Genomic DNA, 21,043 nt, shown 5'->3' with positions numbered 1-21,043 from the left:
TAGGTATCACCGAGCGTAGAACTCCACGATGTGGCAGAAGCCCTGGCTGTCTTTTGTGATGGTCGCCTCGATTGTCTTGCCGGCGACCCAACTTGACATCAAAAGCGAAGAGTAGACTTGGTAATTGCCATCATCTGCGTTGATGTAAATAAAGGCATATTGGCACATATTGGAGTTGACGCTATCCAAATACACACGAAGTGCGTAATTTCCTGGGCCGGCAGCAAACATCTGAGTTATTTTTCCCGTGTACACTTCTGCCTGCGCAGATGTAAGGGTAAGGATTAAAGTTATGGCAGAAATGAAAAATATATTTATAAGATTTCGCATTTTATCTCTTTACCTATTTTGGAGAAGGAGAGGCAAGCTTAGAACATTAGTTGTTGTTTCTCAAGACTGAACGCTTCTGCCAGATGACGGCCTAAAAGATGTGGTCCCTTCCTGGATATAGCCCAGCAAGCGCCGGGACCCGGACGATGCTCCTGTTGCCTGTCCGCAGAGAGAAAATGCGCAGATGCGCCAACTGCTACCCCGAATGGGGTGGCAGGCCCTTGCCGCTGGGCGGGACTTTCGGCACACTTCCGAAAAGTTGCGGCGGGCCCGATACGCTGCCGGAACAACAGTTCGGCCGGATGAACGTTTCCGGATGCGGGGGGCAGCATGTCGCGTAATCTCGAAGCCCTGGAACTTTGGCGCGGCGCGCTGGTGGCCAGTGTGCGGGCCGCCAGCCCGGACCTCTCGGCCCGTCAGCTGGCCCTCTTGCTGACCGTCTACATGACGCCGCCCCCCCACACCGTCCGCGGCCTGGCGGCGACGCTTGCCGTGTCCAAGCCCGCCATCACCCGCGCGCTGGACCGGCTGGGCCGCCTGGGCTTCACCAAGCGCAAGCGCGACGCGGAGGATAGGCGCAACGTCCTGGTCCAGCGCACGGTCAAGGGCTCGGTGTTTCTGCATGAATTCGGGCAGATGGTGATTGACGCCGGTGCCGTGCAGGGTGCACTGGACGGCGCACGGCTGGCCGCCTCGCGGTCCGCCCCCGCTTCCCCCCCCGGTGCGCCTGCCGCCGCGCCGCCAGCTTCGGAGCCGGTTTCAGCACCGGTATGATGTGAGATGTCGTCCAAGCCCAAGAACACGCCGGCTTTAGACCCGCGCGTGAACCCTTACCGTTCCGATCTCGCCTCCGCCCATCTCTATGGCAAGGTGACGGCCGAGCGCTATGTCGACGGGGTGCCGTGCCAGGTGCGCGCCGGCTACGTCACCTTGAAGGAGGAGCCGTCCTTCACCGCCCGCCAGTCCAGCCAGCTGCTGTTCGGTGAGGTGTTCACGGTGTTCGAGGAGAAGGACGGCTGGGTCTGGGGCCAGAACGCCACGGACGGCTATGTCGGCTATCTGCAGCTGGAAGCGCTGGATGACGAACTGGCCGAACCGACGCACAAGCTGACGGCCCTGCGCAGCTTCTTCCACCCCGAGCCCGACCTGAAGACCCCGCCCCTGGACATGATCAGCCTGGGCGCGCCCTTGTGCGTGGTGGAGATCGACGGCGGCTTCGCCGGTGTCGCCGGCGGCGGCTGGGTCCCCCTGGTGCATGTGGCGGAAATCGGGGCGGTGAAGGCCGATCCGGTGGACACGGCCCTGCGCCTGTTGGGCACGCCCTACCTCTGGGGCGGCCGAACCAGCGTGGGCATCGACTGCTCCGGCCTCATCCAGTTGGCGCTGGACGCCGCGGGCCTGGCCTGTCCGCGCGACAGCGACCAGCAGCAGGCCGCCCTTGGCACCCTGGTGTCGGCCGATGGCGCCGGCCACGCCTACCAGCGCGGCGACCTGGTGTTCTTCCCCGGTCATGTCGGCATCATGGCCGATGAGACCCACCTGGTGCACGCCAACGCCCACCATATGGCGACGGTCCGCGAGCCCCTGGCCGACGTTCTGGCCCGCGCCGCGGCGGGCAAGGGCGTCAGCGCGGTGAAGCGGCTGGGGGCCTGAGGGCCGCCGATTGCTTGGCATCCGCCATCTGGGTGTGGGGAGGGAGGTATTTCAACCCTTTGAATTGACGCTGAAGTGGATCAGTGTGTGAACCGTTCGGGCGGGAGCATATGCCGTCCGTGGCGGAGGACACCTTGCTCTCACCCCATTTCCGCGCGCTGGTGGATACCCTCCCTGACGGCGTGATCGTCATTGATGGCCAGGGCACGATCCAATCCTTCAATCCCGCCTGCGAAAGCCTCTTCGGCTGGACGGCGGGGGAGGTCATCGGCCGTAACATCAAGCTGCTGATGCCGGCGCCTTATCAGGAAGAGCACGACCAGTATCTGGCCCGGTATCGCGCCACGGGTGAGCGGCGGATCATCGGGATCGGCCGTGAGGTCACGGGGTTGCGGCGGGACGGGACCACCTTCCCCATGGAGCTGTCGGTGGGCGAGGCGCAGCAGCAGGATGCCCCCCCCGCCTATATCGGCATCATTCGCGACATCAGCGACCGGCAGGCGGCGGAGCAGGCGCTGCGCAACCGCGAGGCGCGTCTGGCCTCCATCATCGAGACGATCCCGGACGCCTTGATCGTCATCGACGGGCAGGGACTGATCCGTTCCTTCAGCCCGGCCGCCCAGCGTCTGTTCGGGTATGCCGAGGCCGAGGTGGTGGACCGTAACGTCAGCATCCTGATGCCCTCGCCCTATCGGGAACAGCATGACCAGTACATCGCCCGCTACCTGGCCACGGGGGAGAAGCGGATCATCGGCGTGGGCCGCATCGTGTCCGGCCAGCGGCGGGATGGTTCCGTCTTTCCCATGGAGCTGGCGGTGGGGGCGGTGGATCTGGAGGGCGAGCGTCTGTTCACCGGCTTCGTTCATGACCTGTCGGAGCACCAGGCGGTGGAACGGCGGCTTCAGCAGATTCAGGCGGAGCTTCTGCACGTCAGCCGGGTCAGCGTCATGGGCCAGTTGGCGTCGGCGCTGGCCCATGAACTGAACCAGCCGCTGACGGCCGTGGTCAATTACATCAAGGCGTCCCTGCGGCTGCTGGAACGGCCGGAGGGGACCGACATGCCCCTGGCCCGCGAGGCCATGGAAAAGGCTTCCGAACAGGCGCTGCGGGCCGGTCAGATCATCCGGCGCCTGCGCGATTTCATCGCCAAGGGCGGTACCGACAGGCGGATGGAAAGCCTGGATGGCGTCATTGAGGAGGCGGCGGCCCTGGCCTTGGTCGGCGCCAGGGACAGCGGCGTGCGGATCGAGTTGCGGCTGCAGCGGCAGGAGCGTCGCGCGGTCATCGACAAGATCCAGATTCAACAGGTGTTGCTCAACCTCATCCGCAACGCCGTGGAGGCGATGAGCGGCCGGCCGGAGCGGGTTCTATCCATCACGGCGGCTTCTGACGCGGAGGGGTTCATGGAGGTCGCTGTGGCCGATACCGGCCATGGGCTGGATGACGCGGTCATGGCCCGGCTGTTCCAGCCCTTCGTCTCCGGCAAGGAACGCGGCATGGGCGTCGGCCTGTCGATCAGCCGGTCCATCATCGAGGCCCATGGCGGCCGGTTATGGCCGGAACGAAACGAGCGCGGCGGGGCCACCTTCCGCTTCACGCTGCCGCTTGTTTCGGAGACGGAGGGCACTGATGGCGTTTGATCCCATCATCGCCGTCCTGGATGACGATGCCGCGGTCCGCGACTCCCTGCGGTTTTTGTTGCTGGCGTCGGGCTATCAGGTGGAGGCCTTCTCCTCGCCGCTGGATTTCCTGTCCTCGGACGCGCCGTCGCGCTGCGCCTGTCTGGTGGTGGACGTGCGCATGCCGGAGCTGACCGGGCTGGAGGTCCAGGAAAGATTGGTCTCGGCGGGGGTCGGTCTTCCGGTCATCGTCATGACCGGCCATGGCGACGTGCCCCTGGCGGTGGCCGCGATGAAGGCCGGGGCGGTGGATTTCATCGAGAAGCCATTCGAGGAGGAGACGTTGCTGTCCTCCATCCAGGCGGCCTTGTCGCGCCCGCCCGCCGTCGCCAATGCCCCGCTCCCGTCTCCGGCGGGACTGGCCGAGGGGGCGCCGTCCCCCGAGATGCAGGCACTCCTGGACACGTTGACGGCGCGGGAATTGGATGTGCTGCGCGGCCTGGTCGACGGCAAGCCCAACAAGATCATCGCCTTCGATCTGTCCATCAGTCCCCGGACGGTGGAGATACACCGTGCCCGGGTGATGGAGAAGATGCGCGCCAGCAGCCTGTCCCACCTGGTGCGCCTGGCGCTCGCGGCCGGCATCCGCCCGGGGCCGGGCTGATCCGCATCAAACCCGGCGAATATACGGGAAAACCCTTATTACCCCTGGCCCGCCGACCTCCTAAACTTTGATCAGTCGACAGAGCCGGCATCATTCCGCTGCTGGTGGCCCTGCGCCCTAGAGCGGAACGCGATCAGGTGGAATCACCTGATCGCGTTCCGCTCTATCATGAACAGATTACGAGCGAGATGCGATCACAGGTGATCGCATCTCGCTCTAGGAGGTTTGAGTGGCCGAGACCGCGCCAGGACGGGTCTATGTCGTCGATGATGACCAGTCCGTCCGGGATTCCCTGAAGTTCCTGCTGCGGCTCTATGGCTTTGAGGTTGACCTCTATGCCTCCTGCCAGGATTTCGTCGCCGCCTTCGACGGTACCGGCGGATGCCTGGTGCTTGACCAGCACATGCCGGAGATGACCGGCATTGATTTCGTGGAACGGCATGGCGCGGCGCTGGGCGGGCTGCCCGTCCTCATGATGTCCGCCAATGTGGAGGCGGAGACACGGGATCGCGCCACCAGGGCCGGCGTCGCCGCCTTCCTGGAAAAGCCGGTGGATACCAGCCGGCTGGTGGATGAATTGCGGCGGCTGACCGCGCCTGCCGACCACCCCTGACGACACCCTTCCATCTGTGGCTCACTGGCTGTGGCTCACTGGCCATCTGTGGTTCGTTGGCGCCCTCCGCCGATGGAGGGTGCGCGTATTCCCGCCTGCCCGAATCCCGCCAGGGCCGGTGGTCCGCATACGGGGTTTTACGCATATACGGGGTTTTACGTAGGTAGAAGACCGAACTGACCATGCACGCGGCAGGGCGCTAACGTCGCGGCACGGAATGACGAGGGGCTGCTGGACAGCCCGCAAAAACGGGAGCCACAGATGACACCTTCGCTCGCCAACGCCCCTGCCATCGCCCCCAGCCCCGCCATTTTCAACGCCCTGGCGTTGCCATCCGGACGGTCCACGCCGTCCGGTCCGCTTCTCCCCTGGGGGGATGAGGCATGCGCCTATGCTCGCGACCAGGTGATCTTCTCCGAGGGCGACCCCGCCAGCAGCGTTCGCATCGTCACCTCCGGCATGGTCCGGATATCGAGGATGATGGCGGATGGCCGGCGGCAGATCGTGGGGTTCCTGCAGCCCGGCGACATGCTGGGCCTGGCGCAGACCGGCACCTTTCTGTATTCCGCCGAGGCCGTCATCCCCGTAACCCTGCGCCGTCTGTCCCGCACGCAATTCGATGGGCTGCTGGAACGGGACTTCGAGTTGCGCCGGCGCCTGCTGGCCGTCACCGCGACGGAACTGCAGATCGCCCAAGAGCAGATGCTGCTGCTGGGCCGCAAGACGGCGCCCGAGCGGCTGGCCAGCTTCCTGCTGAGCCAAGCCCGGCGGAAGATGGTCGAGCCGGAGGACCATTGCCGCATTTCGCTGCCCATGACCCGCACCGACATCGCGGATTTCCTGGGGTTGACCATGGAAACCGTGTCCCGCGCCTTCACCCGGCTCAAGACCAGCCGCCTCATCCGGCTGTTGCCCGACCAGATGGTGGAACTGGTGGACATCAACGCCCTGACCGATCTTTCGGAAGGCTGCTGACGCGGAGGAAGGTCAGACGCCGGGCGGCATGCGGCTAAGCCCTGCCGGAACCGCCCTCGCTCATGCCGCCCTCTCCGTCTTGGTGTCAGTAGCCGCGCTGGCGGTCCACCAGGTTGACCAGCGCTTGGCCGGCGGCCAGCCGCTTCAGTCCGCCCACCACCTGTTCCACCGCCGTGCGCGCCTGGGTGATGGCCGCCACGTGGGGGGTGACGGTCACTTTCGGGTGGGTCCAGAAAGGGTGGTCGCGCGGCAGCGGCTCGGTGCGGAAGACGTCCAGGGTGGCGCCGGCCAGGTGGCCGCCGTCCAGCGCCGCCAGCAGGTCCTGTTCCACCAGGTGCCGCCCGCGGGCGGCGTTGATGACGACGGCGCCCCGGGGCAGTTGGGCGAAGAGGCCGGCGTCCAGGATATCTTCCGTGTCCGGCGTCAGGGGCAGCAGGCAGACCAGGATATCGGTGCGTGCCAGGAAGGGCGCCAGGCCATCGGCGCCGTGGTATGTGGTGATGCCGTCGAGGTCCTTGGGGGAACGGCTCCAGCCCGCCACGTCGAAACGCAGGGCCTTCAGCGCCCGCGCGGCGTCGCTGCCCAGGGCGCCAAGGCCCAGGATGCCCACCCGGCGCTCCCGCGCCAGAGGCTGGTGGGTCAGCTGCTGCCAGACGATGTCGCGCTGCTGCGCCTCGAACAGGGGGGCGTCACGGTGCCAGCGCAGGACATGCAGGCAGACATACTCGGTCATGCCCTCGGTCAGGCCCGGCTCCACCATGCGCACCAGCGGCAGGTCGGGCAGGGTGGGATCGGCCAGCAGGGCGTCCACCCCGGCGCCCAGCGAGAAGATGACTTTCAGGTTGGGCAGGCTGGCCAGCAGTCCCGCCGGCGGCTTCCACACCAGGGCGGTGTCGATTTCCGCCGGGTCGCCCATGCCATCCGGCCACACCCGGACCTCGATGTCCGGAAGCTGGGCGTTCAGCTCCGCCGCCCAGTCGGCGGCATGATCATGGGCGGACACGAACAGCAAGGCCATGATATCGGTCCCGATGTCAGACTAATCCTGCCCGTCGTCCTGCTGGCTGCTTTCGGTCCGGAAGGGGTGGGCGGGATAGACCCCCAGGATCTTCAGTTCGCGGGCGAAGAAGTCCAGTTCCTCCAGCGCCAGGCGCAGGGGGCGATCCTCGGGATGGCCTTCCACATCGGCATAGAACTGGGTGGAGGCGAAGCGGCCACCCACCATGTAGCTTTCCAGCTTGGTCATGTTGATGCCGTTGGTGGCGAAGCCGCCCATGGCCTTGTACAGGGCCGCCGGCACGCTGCGCACCCGGAAGACGAAGCTGGTGATGACGGGGCCCTGGCCACGGGGGGCCACCTCCGCCTCCCGCGCCAGGATCAGGAAGCGGGTGGTGTTGTGGTCGGCGTCCTCGATGCCCTGGGCCAGGATGTCCAGGCCGTAGATCTCGGCCGCCAGGTCGGAGGCGATGGCGCCCTGGGTCGGGTCGCCCCATTGGGCGACGTCGGCGGCGGCGCCGGCGGTGTCGGCGTGGGTCACCGGTTCCAGGCCATGTTCCCGCAGATACCCCCGGCACTGCGACAGCGCCTGGATGTGGGAATGCACCTTCTTCAGGCCGTCCAGCGTCGCGCCCTTGGGCGCCACCAGGCAGTGGACGACGCGCTGGAAATGCTCACCGATGATGTGCAGGCCGCCCTGGGGCAGCAAATGGTGCATGTCGGCCACGCGGCCCGCCACCGAATTCTCGATGGGGATCATGGCCAGGCGCGCCCGGCCCTCCGTCACGGCGGCGAAGGCGTCCTCGAACGAATGGCAGGGCAGGGGGACCATGCCGGGAAACACCCGGCGGCAGGCCAGGTCGGAATTGGCGCCCGGCGCCCCTTGGTAGGCGATGGTGTTGTCCGCTTCCCGCACGCTGCTCGACATACTCGTTTTTCCTTTTTATTTGGCCGTCATACTGCCGATGAGCGCCCGCGCCCGGTCCAGATCCTCCGGCGTGTCCACGCCCAGCGGCACGGCGTCGACCACCGCCACCTCGATGCGCATGCCGTTGGCCAGCGCGCGCAGCTGTTCCAGCTTCTCCCGCTGCTCCAGCGCCGCCGGCGGCAAGGCGACGAAGCGGGCCAGCGCCGCGCGGCGATAGGCGTAGAGGCCGATATGGTGATAGTGCGGCCCCGCCCCCCAGGGCGTGGTGGTGCGGGTGAAATAGAGGGCGCGGCCCACCCGGGCGCCGGGCGCCAGTTCGATCACCGCCTTGACCACGTTGGGGTTGTGCCGCTCCTCCTCCACCGTGATCTCCACGGCCAGGGTGGCGATGTCGACGCCAGGTTCGGCCAGGGGGCCGAAGGCGGCGCGCACCGTGGCCGGTTCCACCGTCGGCAGGTCGCCCTGGACGTTGACCACGGCGTCGTGCCGGCCGTCGGGGTCCACCTGGCGCAGGGCCTCATAGATGCGGTCGGATCCCGAAGGATGGTTGGGATCGGTCAACACCGCCTGCCCGCCGGCGTCGCGCACCGCCTCCACGATCTCCCGTTCGGCCGCCGCCACCAGCACGGGGCCGATGTCGGCCTCCGCCGCCCGGCGCCACACCTGCACGATCATGGGCGCGCCGCCGATATCGGCCAGCGGCTTGCCCGGCAGGCGGGTGGAGGCCATCCGCGCCGGGATGATGACGATGGGGGAGGTCGGGGCGCCCGTGGGCGGGGGGGGGGTGGACGACATGGCGGGCATATGCCTACGATTTGATATGGCTCATGGCTGGGGCAGGCGTGCGACATTTACCTCCCATGGTCAAGCCGGTTTGCAAACGGGGCGCCGAACTATCTTGCCCTGGTTGAACAGGCCGCTTATCGTCGCCCGGAATTTGGGAGAACGATGGCCGGACCATAACGGCCCGGGCATCGACAAGCGTCACCACCTCGCGTTAACTTCAACGCCAGGAACCATAACCAGCACGCGAACCGCAAGCAGCGTGGGACATGAGGGCTTGATCTGATGGCGGGTAGCTTATTCAACAAGATTTCCATGGCCGTTCTGCTGGGGGCGCTGGTCGCCCTGTTGGCGGGGTTCATCGCCAAGAAGGCCGTGCACCCGACGATGCTGGCTGAGAACGTCTACAAGATCGAAGGGGTGGAGGCCGCCCCCGCCGCGGGTGGTGAGCCGGCGGCGCCGGCCAAGCCAGACCCTGTGACCCCCCTGCTGGCCAGCGCCAGCGCCGAGAACGGCGCCAAGCTGACCAAGGTCTGCCAGGCCTGTCACTCGTTCGACAAGGGCGGCCCGGCCAAGGTGGGCCCCAACCTGTGGGCCATCATCGGCAACAAGCAGGGGCATATGGAGGGCTTCGCCTACTCCGACGCCATCAAGAAGCTGGGCGGCACCTGGGATTACGAGAAGCTGAACGAATTCCTGGCCAGCCCCAAGACCTACGCCCCGGGCACCAAGATGACCTTCGCCGGCTTCAAGTCTGTCAAGGACCGCGCCGACGTCATCGCCTATCTGCGCAGCCAGGCCGACAGCCCGGCCCCGCTGCCCCAATAAGGCGCTGATGGGATAGCCCGCCGCCTTGGGTTTGAGGCGGCGGCCCGTCCGGTATACAAGCAGGGGCGGTCCCAGCCGGGGCCGCCCCTCTTTGCATGTCCCGCTTGCCCAGGAAGAATCCATGACCACGCCCGTGCCATCCCAGCCTGTGTCGGGCGATCTAATCGCCCTCGCCCATCGCATGGCCGAGTCGGCGGGGGCTGTCATCCGCCGCTATTTCCGGGCGGATGTGGAGATCGACGCCAAGTCCAACCTGACGCCGGTCACCATCGCCGACCGCCAGGCGGAAGAGGCCCTGCGCGCCATCCTGGCCGCCGAGCGTCCCGACGACGGCATCCTGGGGGAGGAGTTGGGAACCCACGGCCTGGACCGGGAGTATGTCTGGGTGCTGGACCCGATCGACGGCACCAAGAGCTTCATGACCGGCCGGCCCATCTTCGGCACCCTGATCGGCCTGCTGCGCCAGGGCCGCCCGGTGCTGGGCATCATCGACCAGCCCATCCTGGGCGAACGCTGGATCGGTGGCGTGGGATATCCCACGCGCTTCAACGGCAAACCTGTGCGCACCCGCGCCTGCCCCACCCTGGCGGAGGCCACCGTCACCACCACCAGCCCCGACATGTTCAAGGGGGAGGAGGCGGAGCGTTTCGCCCGGCTCAAGGCCGCCTCGCGCTATGTCGTCTACGGCAGCGATTGCTACGGCTACGCCCAGGTGGCCAACGGCTGGTTGGATATCTCGGTGGAGCGCGACCTGGCACCCTGGGACTGGGCCGCCTTGGTGCCGGTGGTGGAGGGGGCGGGCGGGCGCATGACCGACTGGCAGGGCCGCGACCTGGTGCTGGGCGCCGTGGGTGAGGTGGTGGCGTCCGGCGACATCCGGTCGCATGCCGAGGCGCTGGCGATCATGGGTGGGAAGGGGGACTGATCCCCCGACTTGGTGACTAGATGTCCCCGTCCAGCCAATCCTCGATCAGGCGGCGGGCGATGCTGTCGGCGGGGGGCAGGCGCAGGGTGCCGTCCGGGGGGCCGCGGCGCAAGCTCGCCTCGCGCACTTCACCCCGGGTGAACCAGCGCGCGTCCTCCAGCTCTTCCAAATCCACCTTCACCTCGGTGGTCAGGGCGCGGGCGTGGAAGCCCAGCATCAGGGAGGAGGGGAAGGGCCAGGGCTGGGACGATTGATAGCGCACGTCCGTGACCTGGACGCCCGCCTCCTCCATCACCTCGCGCGCCACCGCTTCCTCCAGGCTTTCGCCCGGCTCCACGAATCCGGCCAGGGTGGAGTACATGCCCAGGCCGAAGCGGCTCTGCCGGCCCATCAGGCAGCGGTCGCCATCGTGCACCAGCATGATGACGGCGGGGTCGGTGCGGGGGAAATGCAGGGTCAGGCAGTCGGGGTTGGCGCAGCGGCGGACGTGCCCGCCATCGATCACCTCGGTCACCGTGCCGCAGACGCCGCAGAAGCGGTGGCGCTGGTGCCAGCCCAGCAGGCCGCGCACATAGGCCAGCAAGCTGGCCGTGGACCGGTCCACCTGGTGGGCCAGGGTGCGCAGGTCGGTGGGGGTGCCCAGGCCGGCCAGGTGCGGGTGCCCTTCCTCCAGTCCCGACAGGTCGACGGCGAAAAAGGCCGACTCGCCTTCCACGCCCAGGAAGGCCGGGGCCAGTGTCGCGGCCTCGCGCCACCATGGGCTGCCGGGGTCGAGGAAGACGGGCTGGGCGCCGGTCTCGGGCGGCGCGCCTTCCGGCGGGGACGCCACCAGGAATTGGCCGCGCCAGACGGCCAGGAATCGGCTTTCCGGCGCCGTCAGGCGCTGGGCCAGCCAGTCGGCCTGCTTGCGGGCGACGGTGGCGCGGTCCAGGCCGGCGCCGGTGTAGAAGTTCTTTTGGGACCGGTTCGTCATGATCACCATTGGTCTCATGGCGGGCCGAAGGCGGCAAGTGGCCCCCCTTTCGGGCGGCGCATCGGGACGGGCGGATCGGCCCTGCCGCCTTTTCACTTGCCATGGGGAGGGGCCATGCCGATATATGGCGGCGGGAGGTTGGCGGCGGACGTGTCCCTCGCCAACCCGGTCAGGTCCGGAAGGAAGCAGCCGTAACGAGTTTCGGCGCGGGTCGCATGTCCAGCCTCCCACCTCAAAAAATCTAGAAGCGTCGGGCCCCGGCCTTGGGTTGGTGGCTCCGCCCCGCCAGCGCCGGAAGGGTTGAGCGATCCCGTGACCGATCAGAGCCCGCTTTCCCCCGCCGCCCAGGCCATTGACACCCCCGCGTCCGGCTCTCCCGCCTCGGGCGGTGCCGTCTACCGCGTCCTGGCCCGCAAGTACCGTCCCCGCAATTTCGATGAGCTGATCGGCCAGGACGCCCTGGTGCGCACCCTGCGCAACGCCATCCAGTCGGGGCGCATCCACCAAGCCTATATGCTGACCGGCGTGCGCGGCGTGGGCAAGACCACCACCGCCCGCATCATCGCCCGCGCGCTGAACTGCACCGGGCCGGACGGCAAGGGCGGGCCCACCGTCAGCCCCTGCGGCGTGTGCGAGCAGTGCGTGTCCATCGCCCAGGACCGCAATGTCGACGTCATCGAGATGGACGCGGCCAGCAACACCTCGGTCGACAACATCCGCGAGATCATCGAGGGCGTGCGCTACGCCCCCGCCGGCGCCCGTTACAAGGTCTACGTCATCGACGAGGTCCACATGCTGTCGCGCAGCGCGTTCAACGCGCTGCTGAAGACGCTGGAGGAGCCGCCGCCGCATGTGAAGTTCGTCTTTGCCACCACCGAAATCCGCAAGGTGCCGGTGACGGTGCTGTCGCGCTGCCAGCGTTTCGATCTGCGCCGGGTGGACCAGGGCACCCTGCAGGCCCATTTCGGCCGCATCGCCGCCGAGGAATCGGTGGCGGTGGAGGCGGAGGCCTTGAGCCTGATCGCCCGGGCCGCCGATGGCTCGGTACGCGACGGCCTGTCGCTGCTGGACCAGGCCATCGCCCTGGGGGGTGGTGCCGTCACGGGCCTGCAGGTCCGTGACATGCTGGGCCTGGCCGACCGCACCCTGGTGGTGGACCTGTTCGAATCGACCATGTCGGGCAAGCCGGCCGACGCGCTGGCCGTGCTGGATGATCTGCACAAGCGCGGCGCCGACCCCGTGGTCATCGCCCAGGACCTGCTGGACTTCACCCATTTCCTGACCCGCGCCCGCGTGGTGCCCGGCACCGCCCAAGACCAGGGCATCCCGGAGATGGAGCGGGTGCGCGGCGGGGACCTGGCGTCCAAGCTGGGCATGCCCGCCCTGGCCCGCGCCTGGCAGATCCTGCTGAAGGGCCTGGGGGAGGTGCAGCAGGCGCCGGTGCCCATGCAGGCCCTGGAAATGGTGCTGATCCGCCTGGCCTACGCCGCCGACCTGCCCAGCCCGGGCGATCTGGTGCGCAAGGTGATGGAGGGTGGTGACATCGTCCGTGGTGGTGGCGCCCCCCCCGGCGGCGGCGCCCCGATGGGGGGTGGCACTGGCGGCGGCGTCACGGCGCGCGGCATGTCCATGCAAGGCGGCGGCCCGCCGAACGGCGCCCCCATGGCGGTGCTGCGCGGCGGTTTGGGCGGTGGCCTGGGCGGTGGCTTGGCCGGTGCCGCGCAGGCGGCCCCCGTTCCGATGGCGGCCCCCGCTCCGGTGGTGGAGGCCCAGGCCCTGCCCTTGGCCGAGCCCAAGACCTTCCGCGACGTGGTGGACCTATTCGGCGCCCGGCGCGAGGGCATGCTGCAGGGCAACCTGCTGAGCATGGTCCACCTGGTGCGGTTCGAGCCGGGCCTGATCGAGTTGCGGCCGACGGCCATGGCCGTGCCCAACCTGGCCGGCCGCGTGGGCCAGCTGCTGACGGAATGGACCGGCCGGCGCTGGATCGTCAGCGTTTCCGGCGCGCCGGGCGAACCCACGCTCAGCGACCAGGACCGCGCGGCGGAGAACCGCACGCGCGAACAGGCGGCCGCGAACCCGCTGGTACAGGCCCTGATGGCCGCCTTCCCCGGCGCCAGGATGGGCACGGTGCGTGACCTGGACCAGGTGGCCGCGGCCGCCGCCAAGGCCGCCGCGGAAGAGGCGGCCCTCACCCCCGCCTTCCCTTCTTCCGGCGATGGCGGTATGGATGCCCCCGACAACCCCTATTTCGACGCGCCGCCCGACATGGGGGATGGCGACTGGGAAGGAGATTTTTAGGCGATGAAAAACATCGGCCAGATGATGAAGCAGGCCCAGCAGATGCAGGCCAAGATGCAGGAAATGCAGGGCAAGCTGGGCGAGATCGAGGCCGACGGCCAGTCCGGCGCCGGCATGGTCCGCGTCGTGGTCAACGGCAAGGGCGAGCTGAAGAAGGTGAAGCTCGACAAGTCGGTGGTCGATCCCGAGGATGTCGAGGTGCTGGAAGACCTGCTGGTCGCGGCGTTCAACGACGCCAAGGCCAAGGTCGAGGCGCACATCGCCGAAGAGACCAACAAGCTCATGGGCGGCCTGAAGCTGCCGCCGGGCATGAAGCTGCCGTTCTGATCGGCCGCGACCTTCAGGGTGTGGTTTTGAACGCCGGGCCTGGCGACGGGCCCGGCGTTTGCTTTATCGGTGATTTGTTCCACAAGCCCACGCCAGAGGTCCAAGTTCCGACCTTGCCCCCTCGGCCCCTGACTGACAAAGATGTCGAGGGTGTTTGACGAAGGGGGCCCGATGACTCGTTCCGTGCTGACGGGGGTATTGGCATGCGCCATCCATATTGTGATGGGTGGGCATGTTTCGGCAGCCGAGAACGCCCCGGCGCCACCAAACCGAGGCCGTGCGGAATGGCTGCTGCGGCGCGTGAAGACATTGGCGGATGAAGGTGCGGTTCTGGATCAGGCGGTGGTTTTCGAGTTGTTCGCTCTGAAAACCAAAAACATAAATCGACGCGATTTTGGTCCACACGATTTCGGTTGTTCTGAAATCAGCGACGAGTATCTCGTCAAGAGCGCCGGCTGGTATCGGTCTACACCGGAGGGCCGGGTACAGCTTCTCGGGGGTGGGCTCATGAATCCGGCGGTCATGAAATTTGACCGACCTCATGTCTCGTATTGGTTTCATGACTATTCGAAATGCATAAATAATAATACTTATGAAATTACGCCGTCGTCATATAGGGAGGCGGATGTGGCGTTTGGGGAAGTAAACGCCTTCGCCTGCATAAAGCCGGAGCTTCTTCGAAAGTTATTCCCGTCAATAGGATACAGTTTCGGCTCTGATAGCTACGGTGAGTGGCGGTATGTCGGAAAATGGGACGACCATGCGCAAACTACCATCACGTTTGACGGTGGCCCCAACTGCGTAATCAACGTCACCGTGAAGCAGACGGAGTTATCGGGGAAACGTTTTGAACGGGCGCTCGCCCGATTCCTGAATTGCAGGAAGCAGGTCAGGGCGGCCTTCTGCCAAGGACGGCAGTCCTTTTCCGAAGACGATCCACTGTATCGGGAATTGCAGACGCTCGTCGCTACCCGCTGCCAGCCGATCGAGAGCTATCACGAGGCCGAACCCTGGTCGGGGGAAACACCACCCGAATTGCCGATCCTCGGGCGGGAAATTTGCGGTCGTGATGATCCGGACGAGTGAGATCGGTGAAAGGTCCTCTTGGATCGTAACGCGTTTCCCCGCTGGAACAAAGCCGGCACAGCCCCTATCTTGGGCACCATGATCGGCCCTGACATCGACCGCCTGATACAGCTGTTGTCGCGCCTGCCGGGCCTGGGCCCGCGCTCGGCCCGCCGCGCCGCCTTGCACCTGATCAAGAAGCGCGACCAGCTGATGGATCCCCTGGCCGAGGCGCTGGCCGCGGCCAGTGCCAGCGTCGTCACCTGCCCCGTCTGCGGCAACCTCGACACCGTGGCCCCCTGCGGCGTGTGTGCCGACCGGGGCCGCGACCGCACCATCCTGTGCGTGGTGGAGGAGGTGGGCGACCTGTGGGCCCTGGAACGCACCGGCGCCTATCGCGGCCTCTACCATGTGCTGGGCGGCACCCTGTCGGCGCTGGACGGCATCGGCCCCGATGACCTGTCCGTGCCAGGGTTGCTGGCGCGTGTGGCCCAGGGGGCGGACGGGACGCCCGTGCGTGAGGTCATCCTGGCCCTCAACGCCACCGCCGGCGGCCAGACAACCGCCCACTACCTGACCGACCGCCTGTCCGGCCTCAACGTCGCCATCACCCGCCTGGCCCATGGCGTGCCCGTGGGCGGCGAGCTGGACTACCTGGACGACGGCACGCTGACGGCGGCGTTACGGGCGCGGCGAGCCTTGGGGTGAGGGGCTGGCAGAGCGGCTATCGATGCTGGCTCTTGCCGGCGTCGGGGAGTTGGAAGCGGTAGGCCATTTTTGCTGAAACAGACGGTACCGCTTGGCCGTCCTTCATGGCCGGGGCGCATCGCCACCGGCGGGATCGTGCGGCCTTTACCAGGGCCGCGTCCAATCGGTCGGAGGAGCTGCTCTCCCAGACCCTGGCGTCATAGACATGGCCTTTGGCGTTACAGAAGGCGATGAAGACCACCCTGCCTTCCTCGCCCCGCTTTACCGCCGCCGCTGGATAGGCCGGCGGAAAGCGGTGAAAGGTATCCGCATCAACTCTGGTGAGAGGCCAGGCTGCATAGGGCGCTGCGTGTTGGTTCGAATCGAGGATGGGGGGAGGCGCCACCCGAAACTCATAAATTATGATCTCGACATCAAATGCGGGATGGAACACCCGTTCGGTGGCATGTGAAGGAACCGGTGCCGTTGCCGGCCAACAGGCCAGCACGACGAGAATACCGCTCAGAACCGCGTGTACCGCACTCGTTCGCATGAATGGCCCTCTCTCCCCGAGGGATAGTCGTTGCAGAAGTGGCGGTGGTTGTCGCAGGTCGGTTTCGCCCGCTTCACCCACCGCCTGTCCGGCCTCAGGGGTTGGGCGTGGCCGGTGGGGCGCCTTTCTTCGCGAGGGGGAGTTGGAACAGGTAAGTCGCCTGTACTCGAGTCGATATCGGTGCCCTCGTCGATCTGGGGTCCGCACACCGCCAGCGATGTGAGTCCACTGCTGCCAACAACGCATCGTCCAGTCTTTTGTAGCCGCTGGACGATAGGATGAAGGCCGACGTGAACATGCCGGCGGCGTCGCAAAAGGCGCTGAAGTGAACCCGGCCCTCTTCTTTCAGCAGTACGGATTCGGGTGGGTACGGCACGGGCAGGCGGGGCAGGGCCGCACTGTCGATTGATGGCAGCGGCATTGGCGGACGGTGGTCCCAGATCGTCACAGGGGGACTTGGTGCGGCCGGCGGTTCCGGGGCCGGCGGTGCCGATACAGGGAAGATGCGGAACGTGTGGCTGTACGAACCCGCCATCGGTCCTTGTGCATCAACGGGCAGCTGGCATCGCCATTTCCTACCGCGCGCGGCCGACAGGGCCGCCTCGTCCAAGTCGGCGTATGAAGAAGAGTGGTCGATCGTGATGTCACTCAGCCGGCCGTCGGGTTGGCAGAGGAAGCGCAGGTCGACCCTGCCTTGCTCCCCGGCGGCGCGCGCGGCGGCCGGATAGACCGGCGGTGACACCGTTTCCGGGCGCACTGTCGCTTCCGGTGGCGGCTGGGGGGGGGGCTTAACAGGATTCCCGTCATACATCCGAAGTTGGAAGCGGTACGCGAACCTAGTATTCGCCCAGACGGCCCGCCGAATACCGTCTGGAGGGGCGCCGCCGTCATTGCGGACGGTGCATGCCCATTGATGAGTCCGTGCGGCGGCTATTAGGGATTGGTCCAGCCGCTCGTGGGTGCTGCTTTCCGTGATCATGGCATCGCTGACCATCCCGTCAACGTCGCACAATACGATGAAGACAACGCGTCCCTCCTCCTGCGCGGCGGTGGAGTCTGCGGAATACATTGGCTGGGCACGGGAGAAGGACATCGGGTCCAACCAGATGTTGGGCAGGGGGAGTGGTGAGTCCTTGGGGCCAATAACGACCGATGTTCCCGATGTTAGGGCATAGGCCCCCATAGTCCAGGCGCCGCACCCCACGCTGAGAAGCGAAAGCCCGATTAATTGGCCGCCCTGACTCGCCATATTTCCCTCCCGGCTGTCGTGACCAGAATCGTTGCAGAAATAGCAGAGGCCGTCATGGTCCAAATCGCCGGCGGCGGCGGGTCAACGACTCAGTGCGCGACCTCAATGCATACGCTCCGGCGAAAGGTCGCTGTCCGTGGAGCCGGGCACGGCCGCCGGCTAAGGCTGGGGTGGTGGCTGCGCGGCCTTGTTGGTGGGGGCGGCATCCGGTGGCGCGAACACATAGGCCAGCATGCCCCAGGAGGTGACGGGCGGGCCGCCCTTGCCGGCATGGGCCGGTTGGCAGGCGCCGCCGGGGGGCAGGGCGTCAAGCAGGGCCTGATCCAGGCGCGCCACCCCGGAGGACCGGATCAGCCGGGACCGCAGCACCGTGCCATCGCGGCCGCAGAGGAAGGCGGCGCTGACCGTCCCCGTTTCACGCCCCGCCACGGAGCCTGCCGGATAGGCGGGATGGGGGAAGCTGCCGGGACCGGGACGGGCCTCCAGGGTCATGGACCAAGCGGCGTCGTAACCTTTCGGGTCGCTTCCCGATGGAATGGAAAGGTCAGGATTGGCGGCCCGCGCCTCCTCGATCAGGGACAACGCCTCCTCGCGGCTGATCTGCAGCGTCGTGGGATGGGTCGGCGGCGGCGGTGGCTGCGTCAGGGCGTAGCGATAGCGGAACTTGAGCGCGGCGGCCACGGCCTGGCCGGTGGCGGGGTCATGGGCGGGAAAGCAGCGCAGCGCGCCAACCATGGCCAAGGCCGCTTCGTCCAGCCGGGCGAAGCCTGTGCTCTGCTCAACGGTCGCGTCGTCGACATGGCCATCCGGACGGCATTGGACGGCGATCTGCACCAGCCCTTCTTCCCCCGCCTTTATTGAGTCGGCGGGATAGTCCGGCCTGCCGAAGGACGACAAATCGAAGCGTGGCTTGGTGGGATCGTCCCCGTTTTCCTGGGCACGGGCATCGGGCAGGCCCATCAGGCAGGCGGTGGCGGAGGCCAGCAGGAAGAGGTTCAGGCGGCGGGCGATCATTGCGGTCTTTTGCGGGAGGGGGGGCTGCGGCCAGGGGCCATCCGCGATGGTTGCAAAAATAAAGCGCGTTGTCGCGGGCGAAGCGGCCACACCGGCCTGTTTTGTCCTTGCCCGCATACCCCCCGGGCGCAACCGGGCCTTGCCCCGGCGCCAGCCATCCCCTATCTCGCCAGGGAACAAATGTTTATACTCGGCGCCCTTGATTCTCTAGCCGACCCTGACCTGGACACGACCGCCATGGCCCTTCTGCCCATCCTGACCATTCCCGACGCCCGCCTGAAGAAGAAGTGCGCCCCCATCGCCAATGTCGACGGCCGCGTCGTGAAGCTGATGGATGACATGCTGGAGACCATGTACAAGGCCCCCGGCATCGGCCTGGCGGCCCCGCAGATCGGCCTGTTGGAGCGCATCATCGTCGTCGACGTGTCGGAGCATAAGGAAGGCGCCAAGGAGCCCATCGCCATGGCGAACCCCGAGCTGCTGTGGCTGTCGGACGAGACCTGCGTGCACAATGAGGGCTGCCTCTCCATCCCCGAGGTCTACGCCGACGTGACGCGGCCCAAGCAGATCCGCGTGCGCTATGTCGACCGCGCCGGCAGCGTGCAGGAGCGGGACTGCGACGATCTGCTGGCCCGCTGCATCCAGCATGAAGTCGACCACCTGAACGGCGTGCTGTTCATCGACCATCTGTCGTCCCTGAAGCGCAACATGATCATTCGCAAGGTGAGCAAGGCGTCTCGCTGACGCTGTTCCCTCAGGCGCCGGGCGCGGCCGTCCGGCCGCTTGGCTATCCTCGATTTCCAGTCCGCTACGCTCCCCAGAAATCTCCGGGGCCTGCGGTCGCAGGCCTGGTTCACTTTTTGGTTGGAGGCCGCCATGACCCGCCTGCGCCTTGCCTTCATGGGCACGCCCGACTTCTCCGTTCCCGTGCTCGACGCCCTGGTCGCGGCGGGGCATGAGGTCGCCTGTGTCTACAGCCAGCCGCCCCGCCCCGCCGGGCGGGGGCATAAGGAACAGCTGACGCCGGTGCACGCGCGGGCCCAGGCGCTGGGCCTGCCCGTGCGTACCCCGCGCACCCTGCGCAACGAACAGGCGCAGGCCGAGTTCCGCGACCTGGCCCTGGACGTGGCCGTGGTGGTCGCCTACGGCCTGATCCTGCCGCAGCCGGTGCTGGACGCGCCGCGCCTGGGCTGCCTCAACATCCATGCCTCGCTGCTGCCGCGCTGGCGCGGCGCGGCGCCCATCCAGCGCGCCATCCTGGCCGGGGATGCCGAGAGCGGCGTCACCATCATGCAGATGGAAGCGGGCCTGGATACCGGCCCCATGCTGCTGGAGGAGCGCATCGTCCTCGGCCCGCGCATGACCGCCAGCCAGTTGCACGACGGCCTGTCATCCATGGGCGCCCGCCTGATCGTCACGGCGCTGGACCGCCTGGCGGCGGGCGACCTGCCGGCCACGGTCCAGCCGGAAGCTGGTGTCACCTACGCCTCCAAGCTGACCAAGGACGAAGGGCGCCTGAACTTCACCCGGCCGGCCGTTGAGCTGGACCGCCAGGTGCGCGCCCTGACCCCCTGGCCCGGCACTTGGTTCGAGGCGCCCGTCGAGGGCGGCGGTATCGAGAAGATCAAGGTGCTGGCGGCGGAGCCCGTCGTCGCGTCGGCTGCCCCCGGCACCCTGCTGGACGCCCACTTGACCGTGGCCTGCGGCGAGGGGGCGCTGCGCCTCATCACCGTGCAGCGACCGGGCAAGGGCCCCGTCGAGGGCGCCGCCTTCCTGCGCGGCTTCCCCCACGCCGTGGGCGGCCGGATCGCCCAGTAGCATGGCTCGCTGGAAACTCACCGTCGAATATGACGGCCGGCCTTATCAGGGCTGGCAGCTGCAGCCGCACGGCCCCTCCGTCCAGGCCTGCGTGGAGGAGGCCATCCGCCGCTTCTCCGGCGAGACGGTGCGGGTGCATGCCGCCGGCCGTACCGACGCCGGCGTCCATGGCCTGGGCCAGGTCTGCCATTTCGACCTGGAAAAGCCCACCAAGGCGGACACGGTACGCGACGCGCTGAACTTCCACCTGCGGCCGGAGCCGGTGGTGGTGGTGAAGGCGGAGGCGGTCGCGGATGATTTCCACGCCCGCCTGTCGTGCAAGGGCCGCGCCTATCTCTACCGCATCGTCAACCGCCGGGCGCCGCTGGCGCTGGACATCGGCCGCGCCTGGCATGTTCCCGTGGCCCTGGACGCCGACGCCATGAACGAAGGCGCCCAGCGCCTGGTGGGGCACCACGACTTCACCAGCTTCCGCGCCAGCATCTGCCAGGCCAAAAGCCCGGTGAAGACGCTGAGCCTGGTGACGGTCAGCCGGGTGGGGGAGGAGATCCACATGGTGGCCCGCGCCCGCTCCTTCCTGCATCACCAGATCCGCAACATGATCGGCACCCTGCGCCTGGTGGGCGAGGGCAAGTGGACGCCGGACGACGTGACCAAGGTGCTGGAAGCCCGCAGCCGCGCCGCCGCCGGCCAGACCGCTCCGCCGGACGGGCTGTACTTCACCGAGGCGTGGTACGAGTGA

At 67.2% G+C, this 21,043-nt stretch carries 23 protein-coding genes and 1 other RNA gene; 16 read left to right on the top strand and 8 right to left on the bottom strand.

All coding sequences use genetic code 11. The features are described from left to right. Positions 1–6: 6 nt before the first annotated feature. Positions 7–231, bottom strand: a complete 225-nt coding sequence (locus FHS74_RS14910) for a hypothetical protein (protein ID WP_184801897.1) — start codon at positions 229–231, stop codon at positions 7–9. 429 nt (positions 232–660) lie between these two features. Between FHS74_RS14910 and FHS74_RS14905 the strand changes: the two genes are divergently transcribed. The 6 genes from FHS74_RS14905 to FHS74_RS14880 all read left to right on the top strand — a co-directional run bounded on the left by FHS74_RS14905 (position 661) and on the right by FHS74_RS14880 (position 5,854). Beyond that, positions 661–1,104 (top strand): MarR family transcriptional regulator, encoded by a 444-nt coding sequence (locus tag FHS74_RS14905; protein ID WP_184801895.1) that lies wholly within the window; start codon positions 661–663, stop codon positions 1,102–1,104. A gap of 6 nt (positions 1,105–1,110) precedes the next feature. Beyond that, entirely contained in the window at positions 1,111–1,983 is an 873-nt protein-coding gene (locus FHS74_RS14900) for a C40 family peptidase (protein ID WP_184801893.1), read from the top strand. 110 nt (positions 1,984–2,093) lie between these two features. Then, the gene (locus tag FHS74_RS14895; RefSeq protein WP_184801891.1) at positions 2,094–3,623 is read left to right on the top strand and encodes a PAS domain-containing sensor histidine kinase; all 1,530 of its coding nucleotides are present in this window, start codon (positions 2,094–2,096) and stop codon (positions 3,621–3,623) included. Beyond that, the gene (locus FHS74_RS14890) at positions 3,613–4,266 is read left to right on the top strand and encodes a response regulator transcription factor (RefSeq protein ID WP_184801889.1); all 654 of its coding nucleotides are present in this window, start codon (positions 3,613–3,615) and stop codon (positions 4,264–4,266) included. The genes FHS74_RS14895 and FHS74_RS14890 overlap by 11 nt, the downstream gene beginning before the upstream one ends. A gap of 229 nt (positions 4,267–4,495) precedes the next feature. Then, entirely contained in the window at positions 4,496–4,879 is a 384-nt protein-coding gene (locus FHS74_RS14885; protein ID WP_184801887.1) for a response regulator, read from the top strand. Between the two features lie 261 nt (positions 4,880–5,140). Further along, entirely contained in the window at positions 5,141–5,854 is a 714-nt protein-coding gene (locus FHS74_RS14880; protein WP_184801885.1) for a cyclic nucleotide-binding domain-containing protein, read from the top strand. A gap of 85 nt (positions 5,855–5,939) precedes the next feature. On the opposite strand, the gene FHS74_RS14875 is transcribed toward FHS74_RS14880, so the two are convergent. From FHS74_RS14875 to FHS74_RS14865, 3 genes are read right to left on the bottom strand one after another with little or no spacing between them, the layout of a single operon-like run. Further along, entirely contained in the window at positions 5,940–6,872 is a 933-nt protein-coding gene (locus FHS74_RS14875) for a 2-hydroxyacid dehydrogenase (RefSeq protein WP_184801883.1), read from the bottom strand. A gap of 21 nt (positions 6,873–6,893) precedes the next feature. After that, positions 6,894–7,778 carry a prephenate dehydratase gene (locus tag FHS74_RS14870; RefSeq protein ID WP_184801881.1) on the bottom strand — a complete coding sequence of 295 codons (885 nt, stop codon included), beginning with the start codon at positions 7,776–7,778 and terminating at the stop codon, positions 6,894–6,896. A gap of 15 nt (positions 7,779–7,793) precedes the next feature. Further along, positions 7,794–8,573, bottom strand: a complete 780-nt coding sequence (locus FHS74_RS14865) for a 3-deoxy-manno-octulosonate cytidylyltransferase (RefSeq protein WP_184801879.1) — start codon at positions 8,571–8,573, stop codon at positions 7,794–7,796. A 273-nt stretch (positions 8,574–8,846) separates the two neighbouring features. Here FHS74_RS14865 and FHS74_RS14860 point away from each other — a divergent pair, with 273 nt between their 5' ends. Then, positions 8,847–9,389: a c-type cytochrome gene (locus tag FHS74_RS14860; RefSeq protein WP_184801877.1), complete on the top strand. Its 543-nt coding sequence runs from the start codon at positions 8,847–8,849 to the stop codon at positions 9,387–9,389. Positions 9,390–9,510: 121 nt separating this feature from the next. Then, entirely contained in the window at positions 9,511–10,314 is an 804-nt protein-coding gene (gene hisN, locus FHS74_RS14855; protein WP_184801875.1) for a histidinol-phosphatase, read from the top strand. A gap of 16 nt (positions 10,315–10,330) precedes the next feature. Here hisN and nudC read toward each other — a convergent pair whose 3' ends face one another. Then, positions 10,331–11,287: an NAD(+) diphosphatase gene (gene nudC / locus FHS74_RS14850; RefSeq protein ID WP_425491300.1), complete on the bottom strand. Its 957-nt coding sequence runs from the start codon at positions 11,285–11,287 to the stop codon at positions 10,331–10,333. A 133-nt stretch (positions 11,288–11,420) separates the two neighbouring features. Between nudC and ffs the strand changes: the two genes are divergently transcribed. The 5 genes from ffs (at position 11,421) to recR (ending at position 15,688) form a co-directional block, all read left to right on the top strand. Then, an RNA gene (gene ffs / locus FHS74_RS14845) (signal recognition particle sRNA small type) lies at positions 11,421–11,518 on the top strand. Positions 11,519–11,599: 81 nt separating this feature from the next. Then, complete coding sequence (locus FHS74_RS14840; RefSeq protein ID WP_184801871.1) at positions 11,600–13,588, top strand: DNA polymerase III subunit gamma/tau; 1,989 nt, start codon at positions 11,600–11,602, stop codon at positions 13,586–13,588. 3 nt (positions 13,589–13,591) lie between these two features. Continuing rightward, positions 13,592–13,915 carry a YbaB/EbfC family nucleoid-associated protein gene (locus FHS74_RS14835; protein WP_184801869.1) on the top strand — a complete coding sequence of 108 codons (324 nt, stop codon included), beginning with the start codon at positions 13,592–13,594 and terminating at the stop codon, positions 13,913–13,915. Positions 13,916–14,086: 171 nt separating this feature from the next. Further along, complete coding sequence (locus FHS74_RS14830; RefSeq protein WP_184801867.1) at positions 14,087–15,001, top strand: hypothetical protein; 915 nt, start codon at positions 14,087–14,089, stop codon at positions 14,999–15,001. A gap of 78 nt (positions 15,002–15,079) precedes the next feature. Further along, positions 15,080–15,688, top strand: coding sequence for a recombination mediator RecR (gene recR / locus FHS74_RS14825; protein ID WP_211106324.1), 609 nt, complete (start codon positions 15,080–15,082; stop codon positions 15,686–15,688). A gap of 16 nt (positions 15,689–15,704) precedes the next feature. Here recR and FHS74_RS14820 read toward each other — a convergent pair whose 3' ends face one another. From FHS74_RS14820 to FHS74_RS14810, 3 genes are all read right to left on the bottom strand, one after another. Continuing rightward, complete coding sequence (locus tag FHS74_RS14820) at positions 15,705–16,220, bottom strand: energy transducer TonB (RefSeq protein WP_184801865.1); 516 nt, start codon at positions 16,218–16,220, stop codon at positions 15,705–15,707. Between the two features lie 94 nt (positions 16,221–16,314). Beyond that, positions 16,315–17,469 carry a TonB family protein gene (locus FHS74_RS14815; protein ID WP_184801863.1) on the bottom strand — a complete coding sequence of 385 codons (1,155 nt, stop codon included), beginning with the start codon at positions 17,467–17,469 and terminating at the stop codon, positions 16,315–16,317. A 159-nt stretch (positions 17,470–17,628) separates the two neighbouring features. Continuing rightward, positions 17,629–18,483, bottom strand: coding sequence for a TonB family protein (locus tag FHS74_RS14810; RefSeq protein WP_184801861.1), 855 nt, complete (start codon positions 18,481–18,483; stop codon positions 17,629–17,631). A gap of 237 nt (positions 18,484–18,720) precedes the next feature. On the opposite strand from FHS74_RS14810, the gene def reads away from it, so the two are divergent. The 3 genes from def (at position 18,721) to truA (ending at position 21,043) form a co-directional block, all read left to right on the top strand. Beyond that, positions 18,721–19,227: a peptide deformylase gene (gene def, locus FHS74_RS14805; RefSeq protein WP_184801859.1), complete on the top strand. Its 507-nt coding sequence runs from the start codon at positions 18,721–18,723 to the stop codon at positions 19,225–19,227. A 132-nt stretch (positions 19,228–19,359) separates the two neighbouring features. Next, positions 19,360–20,301, top strand: coding sequence for a methionyl-tRNA formyltransferase (fmt, locus tag FHS74_RS14800; protein ID WP_184801857.1), 942 nt, complete (start codon positions 19,360–19,362; stop codon positions 20,299–20,301). Between the two features lies 1 nt (position 20,302). Then, complete coding sequence (gene truA / locus FHS74_RS14795) at positions 20,303–21,043, top strand: tRNA pseudouridine(38-40) synthase TruA (RefSeq protein WP_184801855.1); 741 nt, start codon at positions 20,303–20,305, stop codon at positions 21,041–21,043.

Source organism: Nitrospirillum iridis (assembly GCF_014205765.1).
Lineage (GTDB): Bacteria > Pseudomonadota > Alphaproteobacteria > Azospirillales > Azospirillaceae > Nitrospirillum > Nitrospirillum iridis.
This window is presented reverse-complemented; position numbering and strand designations above follow the sequence as displayed.

Excerpts from the sequence above, each read along its gene's own strand:
- FHS74_RS14910 (WP_184801897.1), bottom strand. The coding sequence starts at position 231 with ATGTTTGCTGCCGGCCCAGGAAATTACGCACTTCGTGTGTATTTGGAT.
- FHS74_RS14905 (WP_184801895.1), top strand. The coding sequence starts at position 661 with ATGTCGCGTAATCTCGAAGCCCTGGAACTTTGGCGCGGCGCGCTGGTG.
- FHS74_RS14900 (WP_184801893.1), top strand. The coding sequence starts at position 1,111 with ATGTCGTCCAAGCCCAAGAACACGCCGGCTTTAGACCCGCGCGTGAAC.
- FHS74_RS14895 (WP_184801891.1), top strand. The coding sequence starts at position 2,094 with ATGCCGTCCGTGGCGGAGGACACCTTGCTCTCACCCCATTTCCGCGCG.
- FHS74_RS14890 (WP_184801889.1), top strand. The coding sequence starts at position 3,613 with ATGGCGTTTGATCCCATCATCGCCGTCCTGGATGACGATGCCGCGGTC.
- FHS74_RS14880 (WP_184801885.1), top strand. The coding sequence starts at position 5,141 with ATGACACCTTCGCTCGCCAACGCCCCTGCCATCGCCCCCAGCCCCGCC.
- FHS74_RS14875 (WP_184801883.1), bottom strand. The coding sequence starts at position 6,872 with ATGGCCTTGCTGTTCGTGTCCGCCCATGATCATGCCGCCGACTGGGCG.
- FHS74_RS14870 (WP_184801881.1), bottom strand. The coding sequence starts at position 7,778 with ATGTCGAGCAGCGTGCGGGAAGCGGACAACACCATCGCCTACCAAGGG.
- FHS74_RS14865 (WP_184801879.1), bottom strand. The coding sequence starts at position 8,573 with ATGTCGTCCACCCCCCCCCCGCCCACGGGCGCCCCGACCTCCCCCATC.
- FHS74_RS14860 (WP_184801877.1), top strand. The coding sequence starts at position 8,847 with ATGGCGGGTAGCTTATTCAACAAGATTTCCATGGCCGTTCTGCTGGGG.
- hisN (WP_184801875.1), top strand. The coding sequence starts at position 9,511 with ATGACCACGCCCGTGCCATCCCAGCCTGTGTCGGGCGATCTAATCGCC.
- nudC (WP_425491300.1), bottom strand. The coding sequence starts at position 11,287 with ATGACGAACCGGTCCCAAAAGAACTTCTACACCGGCGCCGGCCTGGAC.
- FHS74_RS14835 (WP_184801869.1), top strand. The coding sequence starts at position 13,592 with ATGAAAAACATCGGCCAGATGATGAAGCAGGCCCAGCAGATGCAGGCC.
- FHS74_RS14830 (WP_184801867.1), top strand. The coding sequence starts at position 14,087 with ATGACTCGTTCCGTGCTGACGGGGGTATTGGCATGCGCCATCCATATT.
- recR (WP_211106324.1), top strand. The coding sequence starts at position 15,080 with ATGATCGGCCCTGACATCGACCGCCTGATACAGCTGTTGTCGCGCCTG.
- FHS74_RS14820 (WP_184801865.1), bottom strand. The coding sequence starts at position 16,220 with ATGCGAACGAGTGCGGTACACGCGGTTCTGAGCGGTATTCTCGTCGTG.
- FHS74_RS14815 (WP_184801863.1), bottom strand. The coding sequence starts at position 17,469 with ATGGCGAGTCAGGGCGGCCAATTAATCGGGCTTTCGCTTCTCAGCGTG.
- FHS74_RS14810 (WP_184801861.1), bottom strand. The coding sequence starts at position 18,483 with ATGATCGCCCGCCGCCTGAACCTCTTCCTGCTGGCCTCCGCCACCGCC.
- def (WP_184801859.1), top strand. The coding sequence starts at position 18,721 with ATGGCCCTTCTGCCCATCCTGACCATTCCCGACGCCCGCCTGAAGAAG.
- fmt (WP_184801857.1), top strand. The coding sequence starts at position 19,360 with ATGACCCGCCTGCGCCTTGCCTTCATGGGCACGCCCGACTTCTCCGTT.
- truA (WP_184801855.1), top strand. The coding sequence starts at position 20,303 with ATGGCTCGCTGGAAACTCACCGTCGAATATGACGGCCGGCCTTATCAG.